General features: G+C 60.8%; 1 protein-coding gene and 1 pseudogene. Both read left to right on the top strand.

From position 1 onward, the window contains the following. Window positions 1-236: 236 nt before the first annotated feature. Window positions 237-389: pseudogene (locus EN780_RS41465) on the top strand (TIGR02391 family protein); the annotation flags it as partial. Window positions 390-402: 13 nt separating this feature from the next. Then, a partial coding sequence (locus tag EN780_RS41470; protein WP_281035422.1) for a TIGR02391 family protein occupies window positions 403-530 on the top strand: 128 nt, incomplete at its 3' end.

The following is a 530-nucleotide window of genomic DNA, read 5'->3' on the forward strand; positions in this document are numbered from 1 at the left end:
CTCGCATCATTGGGTTCATCCGGAAGGCCATGAAGCCGGCGCGGTTTGTCAGCGAGCCTGAACGCTTCGAACCAATGCGTGCGAATCTCAACCGGGCGCTCGCGTTCACGGGGCTTTCGGTCGCCGCTTCTGGCGAGCTATCGAAGGCAGAAAAAGTCGAGACGCTCGGGCAGGCAGAGCGGCGGGCGCGAGAGCTGCGCGAAGACCTCGCTTCACGAGGCGTGCATCCGGACGTAATGAAGTTCTGTCGGCAAGAACTGCTGCAGGACAACTATTTCCACGCCGTGCTCGAAGCGGTGAAAAGCATCGCCGCCAAGGTGCGAACTCGCACCGGGCTCGATGACGACGGCGCCGTGCTCGTCGATAGGGCGTTCTCGGGGACACCTCCGATGCTGGCAATCAATGCCCTCGCTACCAAAAGCGAGGCAGGACGAGCAGAAGGGCTTCGGCAATCTCCTGAAAGGGACGTTCGGGATGTTCCGCAATCCCATGGCACATGAGGCGCGAATAAACTGGGCGATGTCAAAGGA

The sequence above is a fragment of the Mesorhizobium sp. M4B.F.Ca.ET.089.01.1.1 genome (assembly GCF_004022605.1).
Taxonomy (GTDB): domain Bacteria; phylum Pseudomonadota; class Alphaproteobacteria; order Rhizobiales; family Rhizobiaceae; genus Mesorhizobium; species Mesorhizobium abyssinicae.